Origin of the sequence: Rhizobium sp. NXC14, from assembly GCF_002117485.1 — a bacterium.
Lineage (GTDB): Bacteria > Pseudomonadota > Alphaproteobacteria > Rhizobiales > Rhizobiaceae > Rhizobium.
In genome coordinates, this window is record NZ_CP021030.1 from 91864 (window position 1) to 115202 (window position 23339).

21 protein-coding genes and 1 tRNA gene are annotated in these 23339 nt (G+C 61.5%); 15 read left to right on the forward strand and 7 right to left on the reverse strand.

The annotated features are described in order from the left end of the window. Window positions 1-5: 5 nt before the first annotated feature. The 6 genes from NXC14_RS00435 (at window position 6) to NXC14_RS00460 (ending at window position 7486) form a co-directional block, all read left to right on the forward strand. On the forward strand, window positions 6-965 hold the full coding sequence (locus tag NXC14_RS00435; RefSeq protein WP_085776486.1) for a sugar ABC transporter permease: 960 nt from the start codon (window positions 6-8) through the stop codon (window positions 963-965). Then, window positions 958-1845 carry a carbohydrate ABC transporter permease gene (locus NXC14_RS00440; protein WP_088396864.1) on the forward strand — a complete coding sequence of 296 codons (888 nt, stop codon included), beginning with the start codon at window positions 958-960 and terminating at the stop codon, window positions 1843-1845. The genes NXC14_RS00435 and NXC14_RS00440 overlap by 8 nt, the downstream gene beginning before the upstream one ends. A 23-nt stretch (window positions 1846-1868) precedes the next feature. Continuing rightward, window positions 1869-2942 (forward strand): Gfo/Idh/MocA family oxidoreductase, encoded by a 1074-nt coding sequence (locus NXC14_RS00445; RefSeq protein WP_085779913.1) that lies wholly within the window; start codon window positions 1869-1871, stop codon window positions 2940-2942. Window positions 2943-2969: 27 nt separating this feature from the next. Next, window positions 2970-4046, forward strand: coding sequence for a sn-glycerol-3-phosphate ABC transporter ATP-binding protein UgpC (gene ugpC / locus NXC14_RS00450; protein WP_085776487.1), 1077 nt, complete (start codon window positions 2970-2972; stop codon window positions 4044-4046). A 113-nt stretch (window positions 4047-4159) separates the two neighbouring features. Beyond that, the gene (locus NXC14_RS00455) at window positions 4160-5035 is read left to right on the forward strand and encodes a phosphotransferase (protein WP_085776488.1); all 876 of its coding nucleotides are present in this window, start codon (window positions 4160-4162) and stop codon (window positions 5033-5035) included. Next, window positions 5036-7486: an FAD-dependent oxidoreductase gene (locus tag NXC14_RS00460; RefSeq protein WP_085776489.1), complete on the forward strand. Its 2451-nt coding sequence runs from the start codon at window positions 5036-5038 to the stop codon at window positions 7484-7486. Between the two features lie 263 nt (window positions 7487-7749). Here NXC14_RS00460 and NXC14_RS00465 read toward each other — a convergent pair whose 3' ends face one another. Together NXC14_RS00465 and uxaC are read right to left on the reverse strand one after the other, a co-directional pair. Further along, window positions 7750-9207, reverse strand: a complete 1458-nt coding sequence (locus tag NXC14_RS00465; RefSeq protein WP_085776490.1) for a mannitol dehydrogenase family protein — start codon at window positions 9205-9207, stop codon at window positions 7750-7752. Continuing rightward, on the reverse strand, window positions 9204-10619 hold the full coding sequence (uxaC, locus tag NXC14_RS00470; RefSeq protein ID WP_085776491.1) for a glucuronate isomerase: 1416 nt from the start codon (window positions 10617-10619) through the stop codon (window positions 9204-9206). Before uxaC ends, NXC14_RS00465 begins: the two co-directional genes overlap by 4 nt. A 179-nt stretch (window positions 10620-10798) precedes the next feature. Between uxaC and NXC14_RS00475 the strand changes: the two genes are divergently transcribed. Further along, on the forward strand, window positions 10799-11008 hold the full coding sequence (locus tag NXC14_RS00475) for a SlyX family protein (RefSeq protein ID WP_085776492.1): 210 nt from the start codon (window positions 10799-10801) through the stop codon (window positions 11006-11008). 39 nt (window positions 11009-11047) lie between these two features. On the opposite strand, the gene NXC14_RS00480 is transcribed toward NXC14_RS00475, so the two are convergent. Further along, on the reverse strand, window positions 11048-12529 hold the full coding sequence (locus tag NXC14_RS00480) for an NAD-dependent succinate-semialdehyde dehydrogenase (protein WP_085776493.1): 1482 nt from the start codon (window positions 12527-12529) through the stop codon (window positions 11048-11050). Between the two features lie 40 nt (window positions 12530-12569). After that, window positions 12570-13850, reverse strand: a complete 1281-nt coding sequence (locus tag NXC14_RS00485) for a 4-aminobutyrate--2-oxoglutarate transaminase (protein WP_085776494.1) — start codon at window positions 13848-13850, stop codon at window positions 12570-12572. Window positions 13851-14013: 163 nt separating this feature from the next. Here NXC14_RS00485 and NXC14_RS00490 point away from each other — a divergent pair, with 163 nt between their 5' ends. The 3 genes from NXC14_RS00490 to NXC14_RS00500 all read left to right on the forward strand — a co-directional run bounded on the left by NXC14_RS00490 (window position 14014) and on the right by NXC14_RS00500 (window position 17280). Beyond that, window positions 14014-14823: a MerR family transcriptional regulator gene (locus NXC14_RS00490; RefSeq protein ID WP_085776495.1), complete on the forward strand. Its 810-nt coding sequence runs from the start codon at window positions 14014-14016 to the stop codon at window positions 14821-14823. Window positions 14824-14907: 84 nt separating this feature from the next. After that, window positions 14908-15534: a ribonuclease D gene (locus NXC14_RS00495; protein WP_085776496.1), complete on the forward strand. Its 627-nt coding sequence runs from the start codon at window positions 14908-14910 to the stop codon at window positions 15532-15534. A 225-nt stretch (window positions 15535-15759) separates the two neighbouring features. Further along, a complete protein-coding gene (locus NXC14_RS00500) occupies window positions 15760-17280 on the forward strand; it encodes a hypothetical protein (RefSeq protein ID WP_085776497.1) in 1521 nt (506 codons plus the stop codon). Between the two features lie 77 nt (window positions 17281-17357). Here the strand turns inward: NXC14_RS00500 and rpsA are convergent, their stop codons facing one another. Next, a complete protein-coding gene (gene rpsA, locus NXC14_RS00505; protein ID WP_085776498.1) occupies window positions 17358-19061 on the reverse strand; it encodes a 30S ribosomal protein S1 in 1704 nt (567 codons plus the stop codon). A 175-nt stretch (window positions 19062-19236) separates the two neighbouring features. Beyond that, the gene (cmk, locus tag NXC14_RS00510) at window positions 19237-19884 is read right to left on the reverse strand and encodes a (d)CMP kinase (protein ID WP_085776499.1); all 648 of its coding nucleotides are present in this window, start codon (window positions 19882-19884) and stop codon (window positions 19237-19239) included. A gap of 387 nt (window positions 19885-20271) precedes the next feature. Here cmk and NXC14_RS00520 point away from each other — a divergent pair, with 387 nt between their 5' ends. From NXC14_RS00520 to NXC14_RS00530, 3 genes are all read left to right on the forward strand, one after another. Then, a complete protein-coding gene (locus tag NXC14_RS00520) occupies window positions 20272-20655 on the forward strand; it encodes a TIGR02300 family protein (RefSeq protein WP_085776500.1) in 384 nt (127 codons plus the stop codon). A 148-nt stretch (window positions 20656-20803) separates the two neighbouring features. Then, a tRNA-Ala gene (locus NXC14_RS00525) sits at window positions 20804-20879 on the forward strand. A 119-nt stretch (window positions 20880-20998) separates the two neighbouring features. Next, the gene (locus NXC14_RS00530) at window positions 20999-21238 is read left to right on the forward strand and encodes a GIY-YIG nuclease family protein (RefSeq protein ID WP_085776501.1); all 240 of its coding nucleotides are present in this window, start codon (window positions 20999-21001) and stop codon (window positions 21236-21238) included. 52 nt (window positions 21239-21290) lie between these two features. Here the strand turns inward: NXC14_RS00530 and NXC14_RS00535 are convergent, their stop codons facing one another. Further along, entirely contained in the window at window positions 21291-21527 is a 237-nt protein-coding gene (locus tag NXC14_RS00535) for a DUF2798 domain-containing protein (protein WP_085776502.1), read from the reverse strand. Between the two features lie 230 nt (window positions 21528-21757). Between NXC14_RS00535 and NXC14_RS00540 the strand changes: the two genes are divergently transcribed. Together NXC14_RS00540 and NXC14_RS00545 are read left to right on the forward strand one after the other, a co-directional pair. Then, a complete protein-coding gene (locus tag NXC14_RS00540; protein WP_085776503.1) occupies window positions 21758-22474 on the forward strand; it encodes a YoaK family protein in 717 nt (238 codons plus the stop codon). A 76-nt stretch (window positions 22475-22550) separates the two neighbouring features. Next, window positions 22551-23339, forward strand: coding sequence for a YdcF family protein (locus NXC14_RS00545; RefSeq protein WP_085776504.1), 789 nt, complete (start codon window positions 22551-22553; stop codon window positions 23337-23339).

Below are 23339 nucleotides of genomic sequence, written 5' to 3' on the forward strand. Positions count from 1 at the left end.
CCCGTATGAGCAATGCGATGCGCACGCCCGCAGGGGCCATAACAGTGGAAAGATATCAGGGGGCCGTGGCCGAAGGACGCTTCAGGCGTCTTTGGAATGCCAATGCTCCCGGCTATCTCTTCCTCCTTCCGTGGCTCATCGGCTTTTTCGGGCTGACGCTCGGGCCGGCCCTGATTTCGCTCTACCTCTCCTTCACCGATTTCGACATGCTGCAGTCGCCGCGGTGGGTGGGAATGGCGAATTACGTGCGCATCGCCACGGCGGATCCGAAATTTTCCGCCGCCATGCACGTCACTCTGACCTATGTCGTCTTTTCGGTGCCGTTCAAGCTCACCTTTGCCTTGCTGGTCGCCATGGCTCTGAACCGCGGCCTGCGCGGTCTGCCTATCTACCGTGCCATCTTCTATCTGCCGTCGCTGCTCGGCGGCAGCGTCGCGATCGCCGTGCTCTGGCGCCAGCTTTTCGCCAGTGACGGCCTCGTCAACGCCGCCCTCGCCCAGATTGGCATCGAAGGGCCGAGCTGGATCTCGCATCCGAACTATTCGATCTATACGCTGGTCGCGTTGTCCGTCTGGCAGTTCGGTTCGCCGATGATCATCTTTCTCGCCGGCCTGCGCCAGATCCCGCAAGACATGTATGAGGCGGCCAGCCTCGACGGCGCTTCGAAATTCCGGCAGTTCTACAAGATCACGCTGCCGCTTCTGACGCCGGTGATCTTCTTCAACGCTGTCGTGCAGACGATCGAAGCCTTCAAGGCCTTCACGCCCGCCTTCATCATATCGGGCGGCACCGGCGGCCCGATCAACTCGACACTGTTCTACACGCTCTACCTCTACCAGGAGGCCTTCGGCAATTTCCGCATGGGCTATGCCTCGGCCCTTGCCTGGATCCTGGTAGTTATCATCGCGATCTTCACCGCCTTCTCCTTCCTGAGCTCGCGTTATTGGGTGCACTACGATGACTGAGATGACCGCTTCCGTGACTGCGGCCAGGCCGCCATCCGATATCACCAAACGCAGCCTGCCCGGGTCGCTCATTGTCCACGCCCTGCTGATCGCCGCTTCGCTGCTCATGGTTTATCCGTTGCTGTGGATGGTTTCGGCTTCGGTCAGGCCGGAAACCGAGATCTTCTCGTCGACTTCGCTCATTCCGTCGTCGATCGATTTTTCGTCCTATGCGCGCGGGTGGGTCGGCCTCGATGTCAGCTTCGGCCGATTCTTCTGGAATTCGCTCGTCATCTCGCTGCTGGTCGTGACAGGCAATGTCATCGCCTGCTCGCTGACGGCCTTCGCCTTTGCCAGATTACGTTTTGCCGGCCGGAACTTCTGGTTCGCGATCATGCTCGGCACGCTGATGATCCCCTATCACGTCACGCTGATTCCGCAATATGTGCTGTTCCTCAACCTTGGCTGGGTCAACACCATCCTACCGCTCGTCGTGCCGAAGTTTCTGGCAAGCGACGCCTTCTTCATCTTCCTGATGGTGCAGTTCTTCCGCGGCATCCCGCGCGAACTCGACGAGGCAGCGATGATGGACGGCTGCAGCGCCTGGCGGATCTATTGGAAGATCATGCTGCCGCTGTCGCTGCCGGTGTTGGCAACGGCCGCCATCTTCTCCTTCATCTGGACCTGGGACGATTTCTTCGGACCTCTGATCTATCTGAACGACATGAACACCTACACGATCCAGCTCGGTCTGCGCACCTTCGTGGATTCCACCAGCGCTTCGGATTGGGGCGGTCTCTTCGCCATGTCGACCCTGACGCTGGTGCCGGTGTTCTTCTTCTTCCTGTTCTTCCAGCGCCTGCTGATCGAAGGCATCGCCACGACCGGCATGAAACGCTGATGGTGGCGATGGAAAAGAGTGACATGAGCATCAAGACCGTCGCGATCGTCGGCTGCGGCATTGGCCGTTCGCATATCGTCGAAGGCTATCTGCCGCATTCCGATAAGTTCAAGGTGGCGGCGATCTGCGATCTGAACGAAGAACGCATGGCCGCCGTCGGCGACGAGTTCGGCATCGAACGCCGCACCACCTCTTTCGAGACGCTGCTGGCCGACGAAACGATCGACATCATCGATATCTGCACCCCTCCCGGCATTCATCTGGAGCAGGTGGTCGCCGCTCTCGGTGCCGGCAAGCATGTTGTCTGCGAAAAGCCGCTGACGGGCTCGCTAGCCGGCGTCGATACCATCATGGAAGCGGAAAAGACCGCCAAAGGCGTGCTGATGCCGATCTTCCAGTACCGCTACGGCGACGGCATCCAGAAGGCCAAACGGATCATCGATGCCGGCATTGCCGGCAAGCCCTATACGGCTTCCGTTGAAACCTTCTGGCTGCGCAAGCCCGAATATTACTCCGTGCCCTGGCGCGGCAAATGGGCGACCGAACTCGGCGGCGTACTCGTCACCCATGCCCTGCACCTGCACGACATGCTGATGCATTTGATGGGTCCGGCGGCAAGGGTCTTCGGCCGCGTCGCCACCCGCGTCAATGATATCGAGGTCGAGGATTGTGCCTCCGCCAGCCTGCTGATGGAAAACGGCGCCTTCGTCTCGCTGTCCTGCACGCTCGGCTCGCAGGAACAGATCAGCCGGCTGAGACTGCATTTCGAGAATGTCACCTTCGAAAGCACGCACGAACCCTATACGCCGGGCAAGGATCCCTGGAAGATCATCGCCGCCAATGATGACGTTCAGGAAAAGATCGATCGCGTGGTCGGCGACTGGCAGCCCGTTGCGCCGCGCTTCACCACCCAGATGGGTCAGTTCCACGCCTTCCTCAGCGGCACTGGACCCCTGCCGGTGACTACGAAGGATGCGCGCCGTGCGCTCGAACTCGTCACCGCCATCTACCAGTCTTCCGACAGCGGCGCCGAAGTGCCGCTGCCGGTCGGTCCCGACAGTCCGAAATACGCCGATTGGCGCGCAAGAACGAAGTAACCTGTAAAAGAGAGGGGTTTTGAGAAGATGGCAACCAGTGTCGTTCTTCAGAAGGTCGAGAAGCGCTACGGCGCAATGGATGTGATCCATGGCATCGACCTGACGATCGATCCCGGCGAATTCGTCGTTTTCGTCGGCCCCTCGGGCTGCGGCAAATCCACCCTTCTGCGGATGATCGCCGGCCTCGAGGAGATCTCGGGCGGCGCGCTGCTGCTCGACAGCGAACGCATGAACGAGGTGGCGCCCGCCAAGCGCGGCATCGCCATGGTCTTCCAGTCCTACGCGCTCTATCCGCATATGTCGGTTTACAAGAACCTCGCCTTCGGCCTGGAGACGGCGGGTTACAAGAAGGCCGAGATCCAGCCGAAAGTAAAGCGCGCCGCCGAGATCCTGCAGATCGAGAAGCTCCTTGAGCGGAAGCCGAAAGCGCTCTCCGGCGGCCAGCGCCAGCGCGTGGCGATCGGCCGCGCCATCGTGCGCGAGCCACGCATCTTCCTGTTCGACGAACCGCTGTCCAACCTCGATGCCGAACTGCGCGTGCAGATGCGTGTCGAGATCTCCCGCCTGCACCGGCAGCTCGGCAACACCATGATCTACGTCACGCATGACCAGGTCGAAGCCATGACCATGGCAGACAAGATCGTCGTGTTGAATTCAGGCCGCATCGAGCAGGTCGGCGCGCCGCTCGATCTCTACAACAACCCGGCCAACCGCTTCGTCGCAGGATTCATCGGCAGCCCGAAGATGAATTTCCTCAAGGCCCGCATCGAAAAGGTCGGCGAGGCCGAAACCAGCATTCACGTCTGCGGCAACTCCGTCCGCCTGCCGCGCCGGCTGAAAGGCGAGGCCGGCCAGGAGGTCACCTTCGGCATTCGCCCCGAACATCTTTCGCTTGCAGAGGGCGCCATCACGCTCTCGACCGTCAATGTCGATCTCGTCGAAAATCTTGGCGGCGCCACCATGCTCTACACCACGACGCCGGATGGGCAGCTCTTGACGATCGCCCTTGACGGCCAGCAGAAGGTCGAGCGGGGCGCCAATGTGAAGACCTTCTTCGATCCCGCCCGCTGCCACGTATTCGACGCCGCCGGTAAAACGATCTGACTCTCGGGAGCGCTCACGCGAGTCCGGAAGGATGCGTGGCGCTGCCGCCGCTGCTTGACAGCCGATCCTGCTCTGTCCCATCATTTCGGGAGGGTCCGCAAGGAGGGGTGAGCATGACGCCTGAGGATAGGATTCATGCGCTTGGCATCTGGCAGGGCTCGATCGAAATATCGCCGATAGCAGGCGGCATCACCAACAGGAACTATCTGGTCAGCGATGCCGTCGCGCGTTGCGTGGTGAGATTGGGCACCGACATTCCGATCCATCACATCAGCCGCCAGAACGAGCTTGCCGCCAGCCGCGCCGCACATGCCGCCGGCCTGTCGCCTGCCGTCATTCACCATTCGCCTGGCGTGCTGGTGCTCGAATATATCGAGGCGAGGGCGCTCTTGCCGGAGGATATCAGGGCGCCTGGCATGCTTGCCCGGGTGGTCCCGCTGGTGCGTGCCTGTCACCACGATATCGCCCGGCATTTCCGCGGCCCGGCGATGATCTTCTGGGTCTTCCACGTCATCCGCGATTATGCCGCCAACCTGAAAGCGGCAGGCAGCGCCTACCTTCCCTTGCTTGCGAAACTCGTCACCAACGCCGAGACACTGGAAGAAGCGGCAGGGCCTTTCGATATCGCCTTCGGCCACAATGATCTGCTGGCAGCCAATTTTCTCGATGACGGCAAGCGGCTTTGGCTGATCGACTGGGACTATGCCGGCTTCAACACGCCGCTTTTCGATCTTGGTGGATTGGCCTCCAACAACGAACTGCCGGAATCGGCCGAGCGGCTGATGCTGGAAATCTATTTCGACCGGCCGCCAGCCGATGAGCTGATCAGACGATACGCCGCGATGAAATGCGCCTCGCTCCTGCGCGAGACGTTCTGGAGCATGATTTCGGAAATCCATTCCACGATCGATTTCGACTATGCCGCCTATACGGCCGAGAATCTCGCTCGTTTCGAGCGCGCCTACCAAGCCTTTGAACGGGATCAATAAATGATGAGACAATTACCGAAGACGGCAAAGGCCGTGGTCATCGGCGGCGGCATCATCGGCTGCTCGACAGCTTATCATCTCGGCAAGCTCGGCTGGACCGATACCGTCCTGCTCGAACGCAAGAAGCTCACCTCCGGCACCACCTTTCATGCTGCCGGTCTCGTCGGCCAGCTGCGCACGAGCGCCAACATCACCCAGTTGCTCGGTTACTCCGTCGATCTCTACAAGCGGCTGGAGGCGGAAACCGGCCTCGGCACCGGCTGGAAGATGAATGGCGGCCTGCGGCTTGCCTGCAATGAGGAGCGCTGGACGGAGGTTAGGCGCCAGGCGACCACGGCGCAGTCCTTCGGCCTCGACATGCAGTTGCTGACGCCGCAAGAAGCCTTCGATCTCTGGCCGCTGATGACGATTGACGATCTCGTCGGCGCCGCCTTTCTACCAACCGACGGTCAGGCCAACCCCTCCGACATCACCCAGGCGTTGGCCAAAGGCGCCCGTATATCAGGCGTCTCGATTTTCGAGGATACCGAGGTTCTCGATCTCGACATCGACAAGGGAAAGATCCGTGCAGTTATCACCGCTGAGGGGCGCATCGAATGCGAGCGGGTCGTCGTCTGTGCCGGTCAATGGACACGCGCCTTCGCCGCCCGCTTCGGCGTCAGCGTGCCGCTGGTCTCCGTTGAGCACCAATATATCATCACCGAATCCTTCGGTGTGCCTTCTAACCTGCCGACGCTGCGTGATCCCGATCGCCTGACCTATTACAAGGAGGAGGTCGGTGGTATCGTTATGGGCGGCTATGAGCCGAACCCGATTGCCTGGGCGAAAGATGGGATCCCCGAGGGTTTCCACTACACGCTGCTGGACAGCAATTTTGAGCATTTCGAGCAGATCATGGAGCAGGCGCTCGGCCGTGTTCCGGCGCTGGAGAATGTCGGCGTCAAGCAGCTCTTGAACGGCCCGGAAAGCTTCACGCCCGACGGCAACTTCATTCTCGGCGAGGCGCCGGAACTGAAGAACTTCTACGTCGGCGCCGGCTTCAACGCCTTCGGCATCGCGTCTGCCGGCGGCGCCGGCATGGCACTGGCCGAATGGGTGACGAAGGGCGAACCGCCCTATGATCTCTGGCCGGTTGACATCCGCCGTTTTGGACGCCCGCATTTCGATACCGACTGGGTGCGCACCCGCACGCTCGAAGCCTATGGCAAACACTACACCATGGCCTGGCCGTTCGAGGAGCATTCGAGCGGCCGCCCCTGTCGCAAATCGCCGCTCTATGACCGGCTGAAGGCACAGGGCGCCTGTTTCGGCGAGAAGCTCGGCTGGGAGCGGCCGAACTGGTTTGCCGATCTCTTCGCCAATGAAGAGCCACGGGATATGTACAGCTATGGCCGTCAGAACTGGTTCGAGGCCGTCGGCCGCGAGCATAAGGCGGTGCGCGAAGCGGCGGTCATCTTCGACCAGACCTCCTTTGCCAAATTCGTGCTGAAGGGCAGGGATGCCGAGGCAGCACTCTCCTGGATCGCTTCCAACGATGTCGCAAAACCTGTGGGATCGCTCGTCTACACCCAGATGCTGAACGACAGGGGTGGCATCGAATGCGATCTGACCGTCGCCCGTATCGCCGAGAACGAATATTACATCGTCACCGGCACGGGTTTTGCCACCCACGACTTCGATTGGATCGCACGCAATATTCCGGACGAGATGCATGCCGAACTTGTCGACGTCACGTCAGCCTATTCCGTTCTGTCGCTGATGGGGCCGAATGCGCGAGCGGTGCTCGAAAACGTGACCGGCGGCGATGTCTCCAATGCGGCCTTCCCCTTCGGCCAGGTCAGGACCATCGGCATATCGGGCTGTCCGGTGCGCGCGCTGCGCATTACCTATGTCGGCGAACTCGGCTACGAGCTGCATGTCCCAGTCGAATATGCCACCACGGTCTATGACGTGCTGATGGCATCAGGCGGCGAATTCGGCCTTGTCAATGCCGGCTATCGCGCCATCGAGAGCTGCCGGCTGGAAAAGGGGTATCGCGCCTGGGGATCCGATATCGGGCCCGATCACACGCCTGTCGAAGCCGGCCTCGGCTGGGCGGTGAAGATCCGCAAGAACATCCCCTTCCGCGGTCGCGGGGCGATCGAGCGGCAGCTGAAGGACGGCGTGAAAAAGCGCCTTGGCTGCTTCGTTCCCGACGATCCCAATACAGTGCTGCTCGGCCGCGAAACCATTTATCGCGACGGCAAGCGTGTCGGCTGGCTCTCGAGCGGCGGCTTCGGTTACACGCTTGGGAAGGCGATCGGCTACGGCTACGTCCGCAATCCCGAGGGGGTTACCGAGGATTTCGTCCTCTCCGGCACCTATGAGCTCGATGTCGCCAGGGAGCGCATTCCCTGCAAGGTGTCGCTTTCGCCGCTTTACGATCCCGATATGGCGCGGGTGAAGGGCTGAGCTGACTCAAGGAGAGGTGTATCGTGTGGCACCCCCCTCTGGCCTGCCGGCCATCTCCCCCACAAGGGTGGAGATCGGCAAGAGGCTTGACCATCGCTCCTCTCAAACGGGCACCGACAACCACAATGCTTGAGTTGTTTGGGCCTGAAGTGGTTGGGGAAGCCATCGCGCCCGGCCGATCTCCCTCCTTGTGGGGGAGATGCCCGCAGGGCAGAGGGGGGTGTCACACGGCACACCCTCTCTTTCCCGAAAGGCTCCAAGCCTTAAAACAGCGGCAGCCGATCATCCTGGATCAGAATCTCCAGCTTATCCGACACATCCTGCGTCCACGCCCGATGGCCCGTCAAAGCCGCCGGGAAAAGGCCGGGGAGGGTGAAGAGCGCCGCCGAAATCGCCGGACCGGTGCGGGGCACATCGGCAATGAGCGCGGCGATTTCGCCGGCACGGGGATCGCGCAGCTCATAACGTTCGCCATTGCCGTGTTCGCCGATCGCATAGCGCATCCAGGCCGCGACTGCGACCGCGTAGGTCTCCGCCCGGTCGCCCTTCGCCAGCACCTCACATGCCGGCTCCAGCAGCCGCTGCGGCAGTTTCTGAGTGCCGTCCATGGCGATCTGGTAGGTGCGGTGTGCGATCGCCTTGTTTGCAAAGCGTGCTATCAATTCGTTGGCATAATCATTGAGATCGATGCCGGGGACGGCGTCGAGGGTGCGCGCAGCCGCGTGCATGTGACGGTAGGCAAGGGCGGCAAGGCCAGTGTCGTCCATCACGTCGCGGATGAATTCATAGCCGCCGATATAACCGAGATAGGCAAGCAGCGAATGGGCGCCGTTCAGCATCCTGAGCTTCATTTTTTCGTAGGCCGAGACTTCCTCGACCATCAGCGCGCCGCGTACCTTTTCCCAGGCCGGCCGACCATTGGCGAAATGATCTTCGATGACCCATTGGGTGAAGGGCTCGGTCTCGATCGCCGCCAAGTCGGTGCGGCCCGTCAGCCGCTCGGCATCGGCATAGGTCGCCTCGGTGCTTGCCGGCGTGATGCGGTCGACCATCGTCGAGGGGAAGGGGACATTAGTCTCGATCCAGCGATGGAGATCGGCATCGATGCGCGAGGTGAATTCCAGCACGAGGCGTTTCAGTACCGCGCCGTTGCTCGGCAGGTTGTCGCAGCTGAGCGGGGTGAAGGGGGCTACGCCCTTCTGTCTGCGGCGCGCCAGCCCTTCGACGAGATAGCCGATGACGCCGCGCGGCGCATGCCGATTGGCAAGATCGGCGACAATATCGGGGTGTTTGAGGTCTAGGCCGCCCGTTGCGGGATCGAAACCATAGGCCTTTTCCGTCACCGTCATGCTGACGATGCGGATGGCAGGATCCTCGAGCCGCGCCAGCAGCCCGGCCGGATCGCGCGGCGCCACATGCGCCTTCAGGATCGAACCGATCACCTCGGCCGTCGTGCCCGACGTATCGCGGATCAGCATCGTATAGAGGCCGTTCTGGGCGGAGAGATTGTCCGCGACATCGGGCGTGCGCAGGCTCGCCACCTCGATACCCCAGTCGCCGCCTGCGGCTGCGAGCGCCGCATCCGTGAAGGGTGCGAAATGGGCGCGGAAGAAGGCGCCGGGGCCGAGATGCAGGATGCCGGCCTTCAGTGCATTCCTGTTATAGGCGGGAAGCTTCGCCGTCGGCGCAAGGCCGGTCACGTTCTGCAGTCTGTCGCTCACAGCTTGTAGGCCTTCTTCGCATTGTCATAGGAGAGTTCGCGCGCCACGAACTCGGCGTCCTTCCCGGAAATCCGGTGCTCGGCGACGAGCCCGGCGAGGAAGCGGCAGACCTCGCGGCGCCAGACGTCATGGCGGGCAGGGATCGACAGCAGCGCGCGCGTATCGTCGTTGAACCCGGCCATATTGGCAAAACCTGCTGTCTCTACCACCTGGTCGAGATAGCGGCGGATGCCGAGCGGGCTGTCATGGAACCACCAGGGCGGGCCAATCATCAGGCAGGGCCAGTGGCCGGCCATCGGCGCGAGCTCCCGGGCATAGGTCGTCTCGTCGAGGGTGAAAAGGAGGATACGCAGGCCCGGCGCGTGGCCATACTTGGAAAGCAGCGCATTCAGGCCGCCGACCCAGTCCGTGCGGGTCGGGATATCGGCGCCCATATTGGGGCCGCGCGTCGCAAACAGCCCGCTGTCGGTGTTGCGTCGTGAGCCGGCGTGAATCTGCATCACCATGCCATCTTCGGCCGAAAGCCCGGCCATCTCGGTCATCATCTGGCCGCGGAAGAGCTCGGCATCAACAGCCGAAAGCGCGCCCTTCAATGCCCTGTCGAGCAGCGCCTGCTTTTCTGCAAGCGGCAGATCAGCCGTGAAGGCCGTGGGTACGCCGTGATCGGTCGCGGTCGCGCCGAACTGGCGGAAAAAGGCACGCCGGTGCCGATGCGCCTCGATCAGGCCGTCCCAGCGCGTGACATCGGCGCCGGTGATCTCTCCGAATTTGACGAGATTGTCGCGGAAGCCGACGGCATCGGGATCGGTGACGCTGTCCGGCCGGTAGGTGGTCCGGACCTTGCCGATCCAGCCCTCCGCCGCCATTTTCTGGTGATGGACAAGCGGGTCGAGCGCGCCTTCGGTGGTGGCGATCGTTTCGATGCCGAATCGCTGATGCAGCGCCCGCGGGCGGAATTCGGGACGGGCGAGCTGGGCATTGATGTGATCATAGAGCGCATCGGCATTATCCGCCGTCAGCGGCTCGGTGCAGCCGAGCACGGCCGACATCGCATGGTCGACCCAGAGGCTCGAGGGCGTTCCGCGGAAGAGGTGGTAATGCTTGGCAAAGGTCCGCCAGATCGCCCGCCCCTCAGCCACCGGCTTGCCGTCGAGCCTGGGAACACCGAGCTCGTCCAAGGTGACGCCGACGCTGTGCAGCATGCGAAAGAGATAGTGATCGGGAATGACCAGCAGCGAGGCCGCGTCTTCAAACGGCTTGTCGTCGGCGAACCAGGACGGTTCGGTGTGCCCGTGCGGGCTGACGATCGGAAGATTGCGCACCGTGTCGTAAAGATCGCGCGCAATGGTCCGTGTCGCCGGGTCGGCCGGAAAGAGCCGGTCCGGATGAAGAAAGCCGTTGCCTGCATCCATCAGTATTCCTCCCTGATGGATAAGGGCCTACCCCACAACATCAGGCACGGCAAGGTCTTTTAGTAACCAAACGGTTCGGTTTTGCGCATGGTCGCGCCCGCCCTCGAAAGCATTGACGCGGTGGCCTATTTCCGCTTTGGAAAATCATCTGTTCTGCCGGTGCCGGCAAAGGAGGATCAATGTCCGACGAGACCAACCGCATCACCCGGCTGGAGGAAATGCTGGCCTATCAGGCAAAGACGATCGAAGAGCTTTCCGATCAACTCGCCGAACAATGGAAGATCGTGGAGCAGATGCGCACCAAGCTCGATCGGTTGACCGAACGTTTCCTGTCGCTGGAGGAGCAGACGCTGGACGCGCCCGCGATCACCCGCCCGCCGCATTACTAGCGGCACGCGGCGGAAGCCGCGTACCCGTGATACGACCGATCAAACGCCGCCAATGCAGAGATATTTCATCTCCAGATAATCGTGGGCGCCGTGGCGCGAGCCCTCGCGGCCGAGGCCCGATTGTTTGATGCCGCCGAAGGGCGCCGTCTCTGACGACATCAGGCCAGTATTGATGCCGATCATGCCATATTCCAGCGCTTCCGCCACCCGCCAGACCTTCTTGAGGTCTCCGGCATAGAAATAGGCGGCCAGCCCGAATTCCGTGTCGTTGGCCTGAGCGATGACGTCCTCGACCGTCTCGAAGCGGAAGAGCGGCGCCACCGGCCCGAACGTTTCCTCGCGCGCCACCGTCATGTCGCGGGTCACGCCGGTCAGCACCGTCGGCGTAAAGAAGGTGCCGGCGCCGTCGAGGCGCTTGCCGCCGGTCAGAACCTTGGCGCCCTTGGCAAGCGCGTCGCCGACATGGTCCTCCACCTTGGCAAGACCCTGCTCGTCGATCAGTGGCCCGATCTCGACACCGGGCTTGAACCCGTCGCCGACCGACATCTTGGCGACCTTCGCGGCAAGTTTCGCGGCAAAGGCGTCATAGACGCTGGACTGGATATAGAGGCGGTTGGCGCAGACGCAGGTCTGGCCGGCATTACGATATTTCGAAGCGATCGCGCCCTCGACGGCAGCGTCGAGATCAGCATCGTCAAAGACGATGAACGGCGCATTGCCGCCGAGCTCCAGGCTCACCTTCTTGATCTGGTCGGCGCATTGCCGCATCAGGATACGGCCGACCTCGGTCGAGCCGGTGAAGCTGATCTTGCGCACTTTTTCATTGCCGCAGAGCTCGCGGCCGATCGCCGGGCCATCGAGCCCGACAATGAGATTGAAGACGCCGGCGGGAATGCCGGCCTGTTCGGCGAGCATGGCAAGGGCAATCGCCGTCAGCGGCGTCTGCTCGGCCGGCTTCGACACGACAGTGCAGCCGACGGCAAGCGCCGGCGCGATCTTGCGGGCAATCATCGCCGCCGGGAAATTCCACGGCGTGATCGTGCCGACGACGCCGACCGGCTGCTTGATGACGATCATGCGTTTATCGTTGGAAGGCGCCGGGATCGTCTCGCCGTAAATGCGCTTGGCCTCTTCCGCATACCATTCGATATAGGCGGCGGCATAAAGGATCTCGCCGCGTGCTTCTGCGAACGGCTTGCCCATTTCGGCCGTCAGGATCGCCGCGAGTTCGTCGGCATTGGCGACCATCAGGTCGAACCATTTGCGCAGGACGACGCTGCGCTCCTTTGCCGGGCGGGCAGCCCAGGCCGGCTGGGCGGCATAGGCCGCATCGATCGCCGTTCGCGTCTCCGCGGCACCCATATCGGGCAGGGAGGCGAGCAGCTCGCCGGTTGCCGGGTTGAGCACGTCGAAAGTTCCAGCAGCATTGCCTGATGTCCAGACGCCGTTGATGTAGCCGGCGTCGCGAAGCAAGGGAGAAGAGAAAGGAACGTGCTTTGTCAGTGCGGTGGTGAAAGCCATGTCATATCCTCATTGGGAATTGAATGCGGTTCCGATGCGGTCACTTGCCCGTGCTTGCTTCCAGCATTGACGTCTCGAGAATGTCGAGCGCCTCGCCGAAGACCTCGTCCTGAATGGTGATCGGCGCGAGGAAGCGGATGACGTTGCCATGGACGCCGCAGGTGAGCAGGATCAGCCCCTTGTCGAGCGCTGTCAGCCGCACCTTGTTGGCGAAGTCAGCACTCGGCAATCCCGTCGTCCGGTCATTGAATTCGACGGCGTTCATGAAGCCGGGTCCGCGAATATCGGCAATCTCCGGCACCTTCTCGCGCAAGGATTCAAGCCGCTGCTTCAGCCGTCCGCCGAGCTGGTTGGCGCGACTGCAGAGGTCTTCGTCCACGATGACGTCGAGGACGGCATGGGCAGCTGCGATGCCGAGCGGGTTGCCGCCGTATGTGCCGCCGAGCCCGCCCGGTCCCGGCGCGTCCATGACTTCGGCGCGGCCGGTGACGGCAGCAAGTGGGAAGCCGCCGGCAAGGCTTTTCGCCATCGTCGTCAGGTCGGCGGCCACCTCGTGATGATCCATCGCGAACATTCTGCCGGTGCGGGCAAAACCGGTCTGCACCTCGTCAGCGATCAAGAGGATGCCGTGCTGGTCGCAGAGTTCGCGCAGTGCTTTCATGAAGGCTACGGGCGCCGGATAGAAGCCGCCTTCGCCCTGCACCGGCTCGAGGATAATGGCGGCGACGCGCTGCGGATCGACATCGGCGGCGAAGAGTTTCTTCAGCGCTGCAAGCGATTGGTCGACGGAGACGCCGTGAAGTTCGACCGGGAAAGGAACATGGAACACGTCGCCGGGCATCGCGCCGAAGCCGACCTTGTAGGGCACGACCTTGCCGGTCAGCGCCATGCCCATGAAGGTGCGGCCATGGAAACCGCCGCTGAAGGCGATGACGGCCGAGCGGCCGGTTGCCGCGCGTGCGATCTTGACGGCATTCTCGACCGCCTCGGCGCCAGTGGTGACGAAGATCGTCTTCTTCTGGAAATTGCCGGGCAACAGCGCGTTCAACCGTTCGGCAAGGCTGACGTAGTTCTCGTAGGGCACGACCTGATGGCAGGTGTGGGTAAAGTGGTCGAGTTGCTCCTTGACGGCTGCGATAACCCTGGGATGGCGGTGACCGGTGTTGAGCACGGCGATGCCGGCGGCGAAATCGATATAGCGGCGGCCCTCCTTGTCCCAGATTTCGGCATTCTCTGCGTGGTCCGCATAGATCTGGGTGGTCATGCCGACACCGCGCGAAATCGCGGCATTCTTCCGGTCGGTAAGGTGTGTCGCGGTCATCGATCTGCTCCCGTTTGAAGTTTTTGGATTTATCTTACATAAGTTCTGTAAGATGCCCTGGAAATTCCTACATTTTTTCTGCAAGAAAACAAGCGGCATTTTTTGCTTCAAACATCACGCGATTTGATGAATGCTCGCGCAACGAGAATCGGGGTATTGGCTGATGAGTGACAACGGGCCTGTGCGCTACAAGGTGGCGGAGGCCGCGCGGCTGGCGGGCGTCTCCGCCTCGACGTTGCGCCTCTGGGAAAGCCAGGGTCTGGTCGTTCCCGCCCGCTCCGAAACCGGCCATCGCCAATACAGCGCCGAAGACGTGGCGCGGCTGAAGCGCATCTCCTGGTATCGGGCCGAGCGCGGTCTCAATCCCGCAGCCATTCGCGAGGCGCTGGAGAGCGAGGAACCTTCCGCCGACGGTGCCGAACCCGGCCAGGATTCCGGCCTCGGCCGTAAATTGCGGAGCCTCCGCCACGCCGCGGGCAAAACGCTTGATCAGGTCGCCGGTGATATCGGCATCACCGCTTCGACGCTCTCGACGCTGGAGCGCACCTCGCAAGGCGTCGGGTTCAAGACGCTTCACGACCTCGCCGAATATTACGCCACCACCGTCTCCCGCCTCTCCGGCGCGGAAAGCGAGGAGGTGCCGGCAGTGATACGCGCCGGCGAGTGGCGCACCTGGCCGGAAACGACCCCCGGGGTTACCGTGCAGCTGCTTGCCGAAGGCCGAAGGATGATGGATTGCCACCGTTTCGTGCTGGCGCCGGGCGCCGCCAGCGAGGGCGCCTATCGCCACGAAGGCGAGGAATTCATGCATGTCCTGTCCGGCCGGCTGGAACTGGTGCTCGACAGCGACCAGTTCTTCGATCTCGGCCCGGGCGATTCACTGTATTTCGAAAGCCGCCGCTACCATTCCTGGCGCAACCGCCACGATGGCGAAACCGTGCTCCTCTGGATAAACACGCCGCCGACATTCTGAACCAGCCGCAGCAGGAAGCAGTTTCGCAATGTGTGCCTTTGCGCTATAGCGCGAGTGGAGAATATCCGAACGAAAGACAGTCTCATGGCCGCCACCATCCGTTATCACGAAGGCGATATTTCCGCGACCGATGCGGCCCGCTACACCGGCGCGATCGCGATCGATACCGAGACGCTGGGCCTGGTGCCGCGGCGGGATCGTCTCTGCGTCGTCCAGCTTTCTCCGGGCGACGGCACCGCCGACATCATCCGCATTGCCGCCGGCCAGAAAGAGGCCCCCAATCTCGTCGCTCTGCTCGAAGATCCCACGCACCAGAAGATATTTCATTACGGCCGCTTCGATATCGCCGTGCTCTTCCATACTTTCGGCGTCACGACGAACCCGGTGTTCTGCACCAAGATCGCCTCGCGCCTCTGCCGCACCTACACCGATCGCCACGGCCTCAAGGACAATCTCAAGGAGATGCTCGATGTTGACGTCTCCAAGGCGCAGCAATCTTCCGATTGGGCGGCCGAGACACTGTCGCCGGCCCAGCTCGAATATGCCGCATCCGACGTGCTTTATCTGCACGCGCTTCGCGACAAGCTGACGGCCCGCCTGATCCGCGACGGCCGCTTCGACCACGCTACGGCCTGCTTCGCATTCCTGCCGACCCGCGCCAAGCTCGACCTTCTCGGCTGGGAAGAGGCCGATATCTTCGCTCACAGCTGAGCGAATTGCCGTCAGTCTTCACTGTCTGCAGCCGCGGATGAACTGATCCGCGGGCGTTAGCGATTCGTTAATCTCTGTTTCTTAATATTCGATTTAATTTTTAGGCATTCGATGGCGCCGCTTGCGCCATGCGGACAGGAGGATCTGCTCGGGATGCAAGGGACCGGATGAGCGCGGTCCTTTCATAGAGCCTGCTTTCATCGTCACTTTACGAAAGGGAATGCCATGTTGACCCCCGTTCGTGCAGCGTCCAATGCAAGCTTTTCATCTCAGGGCCAGACTGCGGCGATCGTTGCCGGCGGTCTTGACCGTTCGGTGATTGCCCCCGCGCCCGTCAACGCGGTCGAAGCCGCCGACCTGAATTCCGCCATTGCCGGCAAGCTGAATATCCTGCTCCTTGCGGCACGCGAGCGCATGGTCGAAGCCCTTTTCGATGTCATCGATGCGGCCGGCCGTTCCATTTCCCTCGATCGCCGTGAAGACGAGACCAATCTGGCCTTCGCCTCTCGGCTTGCCGACGCCATTCAGCGGCTGCCGGCCGCCAGAATCGATGAGGTCGAACGCCAGCTGAATGAGCAAGGTCACAACCTGCCGCTCCGGATGATCGCCGAAGCCCTGAAGAACCCGGCGGGGCCTGAGGCGGCGCGCATCATCGCCTATCTGGAAATGGTGCGTTACAAGGATCGTGATCTTGCCGCCCGTGCCGTTGTCCGCTCCTATGGCCAGAACGACGCGTCGCCGATGCGTGCCGAAGCCCGGCCCGAGATCCAGCTGCATGAAGACAGCCTGCCCGCCACGATGCGCCAGCCGGCGGAAAAGCGAACCGAACCAGCCGGCAAATTGTTCGAGACCCCCCTGCTTGCGGCAACCGAGGAAGCGGTGACCGTCGCAACCGTGGAAGCCGCTGATCCTGAAATTTCGCAGTCTGAAAACCGGATTCGCTCCGCTTCGGCGACAAAAGCAGAGGTTGCCCCGAAGGTCGAAGCTCGGCGCCCGGCACCGGCGGAGCCAGGTGACGACACGGCCGAGGTGACGGAACTGCCGGTCATTCAGCCTCGCGCAACGTCGGAAAAAGCCGATCCTGTCATTCCCCGGAACTGGACGGGAATCGTCGCATCGATGACCGAAGAGGTCTCCGAGATGATCGTCACCATCATCCGCGAGCAGGACTCGAAAAACGTGATGGAGGATGGTGCTGTCGTGGCGGCGGTGGAGATCGATGTCATTCTCGACGAAGCCGTCATCAGCGAAGCGAAGGAGACCTTGACGAGACAGCCGGCAGATCTGGCCGCCGCCGACGCTCGACGATCGGCAGCGCTCCACCCGTCGCAGATGGAAACCGGAGCCACGGCTGCCGCCGCCCGACAGTCGAAAGAAATCGCCGCACAGCCGCAACCGATGCCGCTTCCCGAGATGGCCGAGGCCTCTTATGTGCCGCTCGCGGCCAGGGTGCCGGAGGGCTTTGCCTATGCCCAGCTGCCCTATCAGTTCGCCAAGGATACGCCGTCGAACGAAAAGGCCGGTGAAACGAGTCACCAGCATCACCATCACCAGGACGGTGCGCCGCAGGACGAGCAGCAGGCGAAATCCGGCGGTGAGGATGCCGAGCCCGATGCTGACGGTGCGGAAGCGGCACCAGAGCGCAGGAGGCCAAGGATGATCGATGCCGAGCCGACGGCGTATCGGCCCGACACGGCAGCCGATCCGGTCTACGCGCTCTATCAGCGCATGGTCGGCTGGGAATAGCGGTTTTCATTCCCTGAAAATAAAAAACCCGCCGGATCGCTCCGGCGAGTTCCATATTTCAGACGTGACTGCGAGGCTTATTCGCCGCTGCGGTTCTTCAGGGCTGCGCCCAGGATGTCGCCGAGCGAAGCGCCCGAGTCGGACGAACCGAACTGAGCGACGGCTTCCTTCTCTTCCGCAATCTCCAGAGCCTTGATGGACAGCATGATCTTGCGGTCCTTCTTGGAGAAGTTGGTGACGCGGGCGTCGACGATCTGGCCGACCGAGAAGCGCTCAGGGCGCTGCTCGTCGCGGTCACGGGCGAGATCGGCGCGACGGATGAAGGAAGTGATATCCTCGTGATTGACGAGCTTCACTTCGATGCCGCCGTCGTTGATGGCGATGACTTCGCAGGAAACAACTGCGTTCTTGCGCAGGTCGCCCGAAGCTGCTGCTTCACCAACCGAGTCCTTGCCGAGCTGCTTGATGCCGAGCGAGATGCGTTCCTTCTCGACATCGACGTCGAGAACGACAGCCTTGACGACGTCACCCTTGTTGTACTCCTCGATGACCTGCTCGCCCGGACGATTCCAGTCGAGGTCGGAGAGGTGCACCATGCCGTCGACATCGCCGTCGAGGCCGATGAACAGGCCGAATTCGGTCTTGTTCTTGACTTCGCCTTCGACTTCAGTGCCGGCCGGATGGCTGCGGGCGAATGCTGCCCACGGGTTTTCCAGCGTCTGCTTGAGGCCGAGCGAAATACGGCGCTTGGACGGATCGACCTCGAGAACGACGACTTCGACTTCCTGGCTCGTGGACAGGATCTTGCCGGGGTGAACGTTCTTCTTGGTCCAGGACATTTCCGAGATGTGGATCAGGCCTTCGATGCCCGGCTCCAGCTCGACGAACGCACCGTAATCCGTAATGTTCGTGACGGTACCGGAAATCTTCTTGCCTTCCGGATATTTCGCCTGGATGCCATCCCACGGATCGCTCTCGAGCTGCTTCATGCCGAGCGAGATGCGGTGGGTTTCCTGGTTGATACGGATGATCTGAACCTTGACCTGCTGGCCGATGTTCAGGATTTCCGACGGATGGTTCACACGGCGCCATGCCATGTCGGTGACGTGCAGCAGGCCGTCGATGCCGCCGAGGTCGACGAACGCACCGTAATCGGTGATGTTCTTGACGACGCCGTCAACAACCTGGCCTTCTTCGAGGTTCTGAACGATTTCAGAACGCTGCTCGGCACGGGACTCTTCCAGAACCGTACGGCGCGAAACCACGATGTTGCCGCGGCGCTTGTCCATCTTGAGGATTTCGAAGGGCTGCGGGTTGTGCATCAGCGGCGTGACGTCGCGGATCGGGCGGATGTCGACCTGCGAACGCGGCAGGAAGGCGATCGCGCCGTCGAGGTCGACGGTGAAGCCGCCCTTGACCTGGTTGAAGATCACGCCTTCGACGCGCTCGCCGGCTTCGAACTTGGCTTCGAGCTTGATCCAGCTTTCTTCGCGGCGAGCCTTCTCGCGCGACAGAACGGCTTCACCAAGCGCGTTTTCGATGCGCTCGACATAGACTTCGACTTCGTCGCCGACCTTCAGCGAACCGTCCTTGGCGCGTGCGCCGAATTCCTTGAGCGCGATGCGGCCTTCGACCTTGAGGCCGACGTCGACAACGGCGACATCCTTTTCGATGCCCGTGACGATACCCTTGGTGACATAGCCTTCAGCCAGATCGTTCTTGGCAAAGGACTCTTCGAGAAGGGCCGCGAAATCCTCGCGAGAGGGAGTTGCTACTGACATAAAATCTCCTGCGTGGCCTTCGAAAGCTTCAAGGCCCACGTATGCGCCGGTTGGTTCGAGTTGAATGGGCCTGAACCCAGTCCGCCCTCTTTCACGAAGGCAATCCGGCGCTTGGACGGAATTTCAGGCTGCATTAAAGCGATCCATGCGTCTGAGCATGCAAAATCGCTTGAATTTAGGCATTTCGGCTCAAGACCGCATCGATGATCGATTGAGCGGCTTGGAACGCGGCCTCTATACTCATTTCCGACGTATCAAGCAAGTGCGCATCATCGGCTGGTTTCAAAGGGCTGTCGGCCCGTCCCATGTCGCGTTCGTCGCGCCGCTTGACGTCCTCGAAAATCGCATCGAAATCCGCCGTCGCCCCCTTGCCGAGGATCTCATCGTAACGCCGTCTGGCGCGCACCTCCGGCGACGCCGTCACATAGAGCTTGACCGGCGCATCCGGGCATACGACCGTGCCGATATCGCGTCCGTCGAGCACCGTGCCCGGCGTCTTTGCCGCAAACCGACGCTGCGCCTCAACCAGGGCCCGGCGCACCGTCGGCATGACAGCGATTTTCGAGGCGGCTTCGCCGATCTCGTGTCGGGAAAGTATATCGCGATCCAGCCCGGCAAGTTCAACCTCCCGCGCGATCTTTTCCGCCACCGCCTCGTCGTCGAGCGGCAGGCCGGCATCGAGCAGCGCCTTGGCGGTCGCGCGGTAAGTCAGGCCCGTGTCGAGATGGTGAAAGCCGTATCGTTCAGCGATAAGACGCGAAAGCGTCCCCTTGCCGGCCGCCGCCGGACCGTCGATGGCGATGGTGAAACTCTTTGTTGCCATGGGGATCAATCCTGCAATGATGCGCCGGGAGGCGCCGAAGGGGTCATCCTGCGCGGATGCGACTGGAACAGCTGGAAGCTGGCGGCGGGCTGCGGCACAGAGCCATGCATCGCGTAATCCTCTGTAACTGCAGCGCATTTCTTCCGAAGCGTCGGCCTGGCCGGCTGCTGCCTTCGTCCGCTTCTTCTACCGCCGCGGCTCGTTACCACAAACGCCGTCAGCGGTCATCCGCCAGCCGGCGAAAACGGCCGCACGGAGATGATAAAGTTTGGCTTTGACATGGGAAGCCACAGCGATTAAGGGGACCGGCTTATAAATTCCGATGGAACGCCGGCTTGCACGGCATTTTGCCGAATCGCGGATTCGGCCATTCTCACGAGGCTTATAGTGGCGAAAGCGGAACTTGGAACCAAGCGCACCGATCCGGAAACCGGCAAGAAGTTTTATGATCTGAACCGAGATCCGATCGTTTCCCCTTATACCGGCAAGTCCTATCCCCTGTCCTTCTTCGAGGAAACCTCGGCGATCGCTGATGTTGCCGAAGAAGACGAGGTCGCGGAAGTCGATACCGAAAACACCGAAGTCGAACTGGTTTCGCTCGAGGATGCCGATGACGCCGCCGGCGGCGACGACATCCCTGATATCGGCGATGACGATGTCGAAATCGAAGGCGACGACGATGACGACACCTTCCTCACGCCTGACGAAGACGACGATGACGACGACATGAGCGACATCATCGGCGTGACCGGCGACGAAGACGAAGTCTGATCAGACAAATGCCGGCCCGGATGACAAAAAATTTCCGGGTCGGATTTTTTAGGCTTGCTATCTGCGAAAACCGCAAGTAAGAAGCCGCCACTCCAGAGGAAACGCCCTCCGGAGCATCCCAGGACCGGCCACGCCGGACTGCCTTGATGGGGCTATAGCTCAGCTGGGAGAGCGCTTGCATGGCATGCAAGAGGTCAGCGGTTCGATCCCGCTTAGCTCCACCAGCCTACGCTCTTCGAGCTTCGGCTCGGCAAGCCGGAAGGCTTGGCGGACGAAGACGAGAAGGAAGCGGAGGCTGCCGCGACGAAGTTGCGAAGCAACGTAGGCGGGCCGCGATTCCTTCATGAAATATGTCTACATTCTCCATAGCATCACCTTTCCGGATCGCTATTACGTTGGCGTGACGGGCGACCTTAAGTCGCGTCTGGCAAAACACAATGCTGGAGAGGACTCGCACACTTCAAAATACGTCCCTTGGTCTCTGAAGACCTATCTCGCTTTCTCCGACGAAGCTCAGGCCTTTGCCTTTGAGAGGTACTTGAAGTCGGCATCCGGCAGAGCATTCGCAAAGAAAAGACTTTAACAGCCCGCCAACTCCGGCAGGCCGCTCCCACAGCCTGCCGGCGTCTTTTGTCTCAAGCCTCCACGATCGCTGCTGTCAACCGCTTCACCACCGGCAGCACCAATAGCAGCACGGGAAAGGCGATTGCCCAGGAGAGAGCCCAGGCGGATGGCCACATGGCAAGTGCAGCCGTCGTGAGGCCCTGTGCTCTGACGATGCTGATCGCCGAGACGACGGATGTCATCAGCAGCGAGAGGATGAGCGGCATGACGATCGAGTTGTAACGCTTGGGGAGTTTGCCTTTGGGCATTTTAATCTCCGTAAGATGCCGATCGAATAATCGCGCAGCGCCGACCGGCGGGTTGCGCGTTGATTGACGTAAACGCTTACGGAGCTTCGGTCTGAAGCGACGCCGTTTTATCGCCGAAAAAATGCGGCCGTGCAAGCGCCCGTCTCGGCCAATCCTTTGCCAATTCCTCAAGAAGAGGACTTATCCTTCGTGCAAGAATCTCAGTGATTCGGCTTCAGGACCTTCGACCAATGACCAGAGCAAGACGCCGCCGTATCATTCGTACACGACGAACTCTGACCGGGCTCGCCCTCGTCGGTTCAATTTCGTTTCTGGCCGGCATGACCGATGCGACCGGGCTGCTGCTGACCGGCGATTTCGTCTCCTTCATGACGGGGAATACGACGCGCGCCGCACTCGCCTTGAGCCAGGGCAATCTTTATCATGCGGCGGTGCTGATCTCCGCCATTCTCGTTTTCGTGCTCGGCAATGCGGCCGGCATCGTCATCGCCCATGTCTCCGAGCGGCGCATCTTCGTCGTGCTCGGCTGCGTCGGCGCCCTTCTGGCGCTTGCTTCGATGACGACGGCTGAGGGCCTGATGCTCGCGCGGTTCTACATGATCGTTTTATCCATGGGCATGGTGAACGCCGCCGTCGAACATATCGAAGGCCTGCCGATCGGCCTGACTTATGTGACAGGCGCGCTGTCGCGTTTCGGCCGCGGCATCGGCCGCTGGATCATCGGCGATCGCCGTATCGAATGGACGATCCAGATCGTGCCCTGGGGCGGCATGGTGCTCGGCGCGATCGCCGGTGCGGTCCTGACGCGGCTGAGCGGCGCCCATGCCTTGTGGCTGGTCTCCATCTTTGCCATGGCGCTGGCGCTTGCCACCATGTTCATTCCCCGGCCGCTTCAGCGGCGCTTCAACCAGAAGCTCGCGCCGCACCACACGGGCGCCCTGCGCTAGAGATAGGACCCGTCGCATTCCTGTTACCGTCGAATCGGATAGGAAGGACCGCCGCCGATCTTCAAGGGAGTAGGTCTTGTTCGTTATTTCGAAGCTTGTCTGGATTCTTGCCCAGCCTCTGTCGCTGGCATTCATTCTTGTCTTCTTCGCCTTTGCCGCCAGCCTCCTGCGCTGGCGCAGCTTGAGCATTCTCAGCGCGATGGCTTCAGTCGTCATCCTCTTCGTCACGCTCTACACCACGGCCGGAAACCTTCTGATGCAGGATCTCGAGGAGCGGTTTCCAAAACCCGCAGCCGACCCTGATAGCCTGCAATGCATGATCGTGCTCGGCGGCGCCTTCGAAAACGAGGTGAATACGGTGCGTCACGGCATTGAATTCAACCCTGCCGCCGACCGCTTCGTCGAAGCCCTGCGGCTCGCGCAGAAATTTCCGCAGTCGCGGATTCTGATCTCGGGCGGCGACGGCTCACTCTCAGGCATTTACGAAGGCGATGCGGCGGCATCCGAGCGCTTCTTCCCGCTCTTCGGCATCGCGAGGGATCGCCTGATCGAGGAGCGGCAATCGCGCACAACCTTCGAAAATGCCGTCAATACCAAGGAATTCCTGGCGAGCCAGGGGCTTTCCAATTGCCTGCTGATCACCTCGGGCTTCCATATGCCGCGTTCCGTCGGCATCTTTCGTAAGCTCGGCATCGACATCGTGCCCTGGCCGACCGACTATCGGACCGACGGGCAGGTTCGTCTGAGCCTGGATTTCACCCAGCCGAACCTCAATGCCCAGAATATGGCAACGGCGATCCGCGAATGGTACGGCCTGGTCGGCTACTATCTCGCCGGCCGGACGTCGGAGCTTTATCCGCGCTAA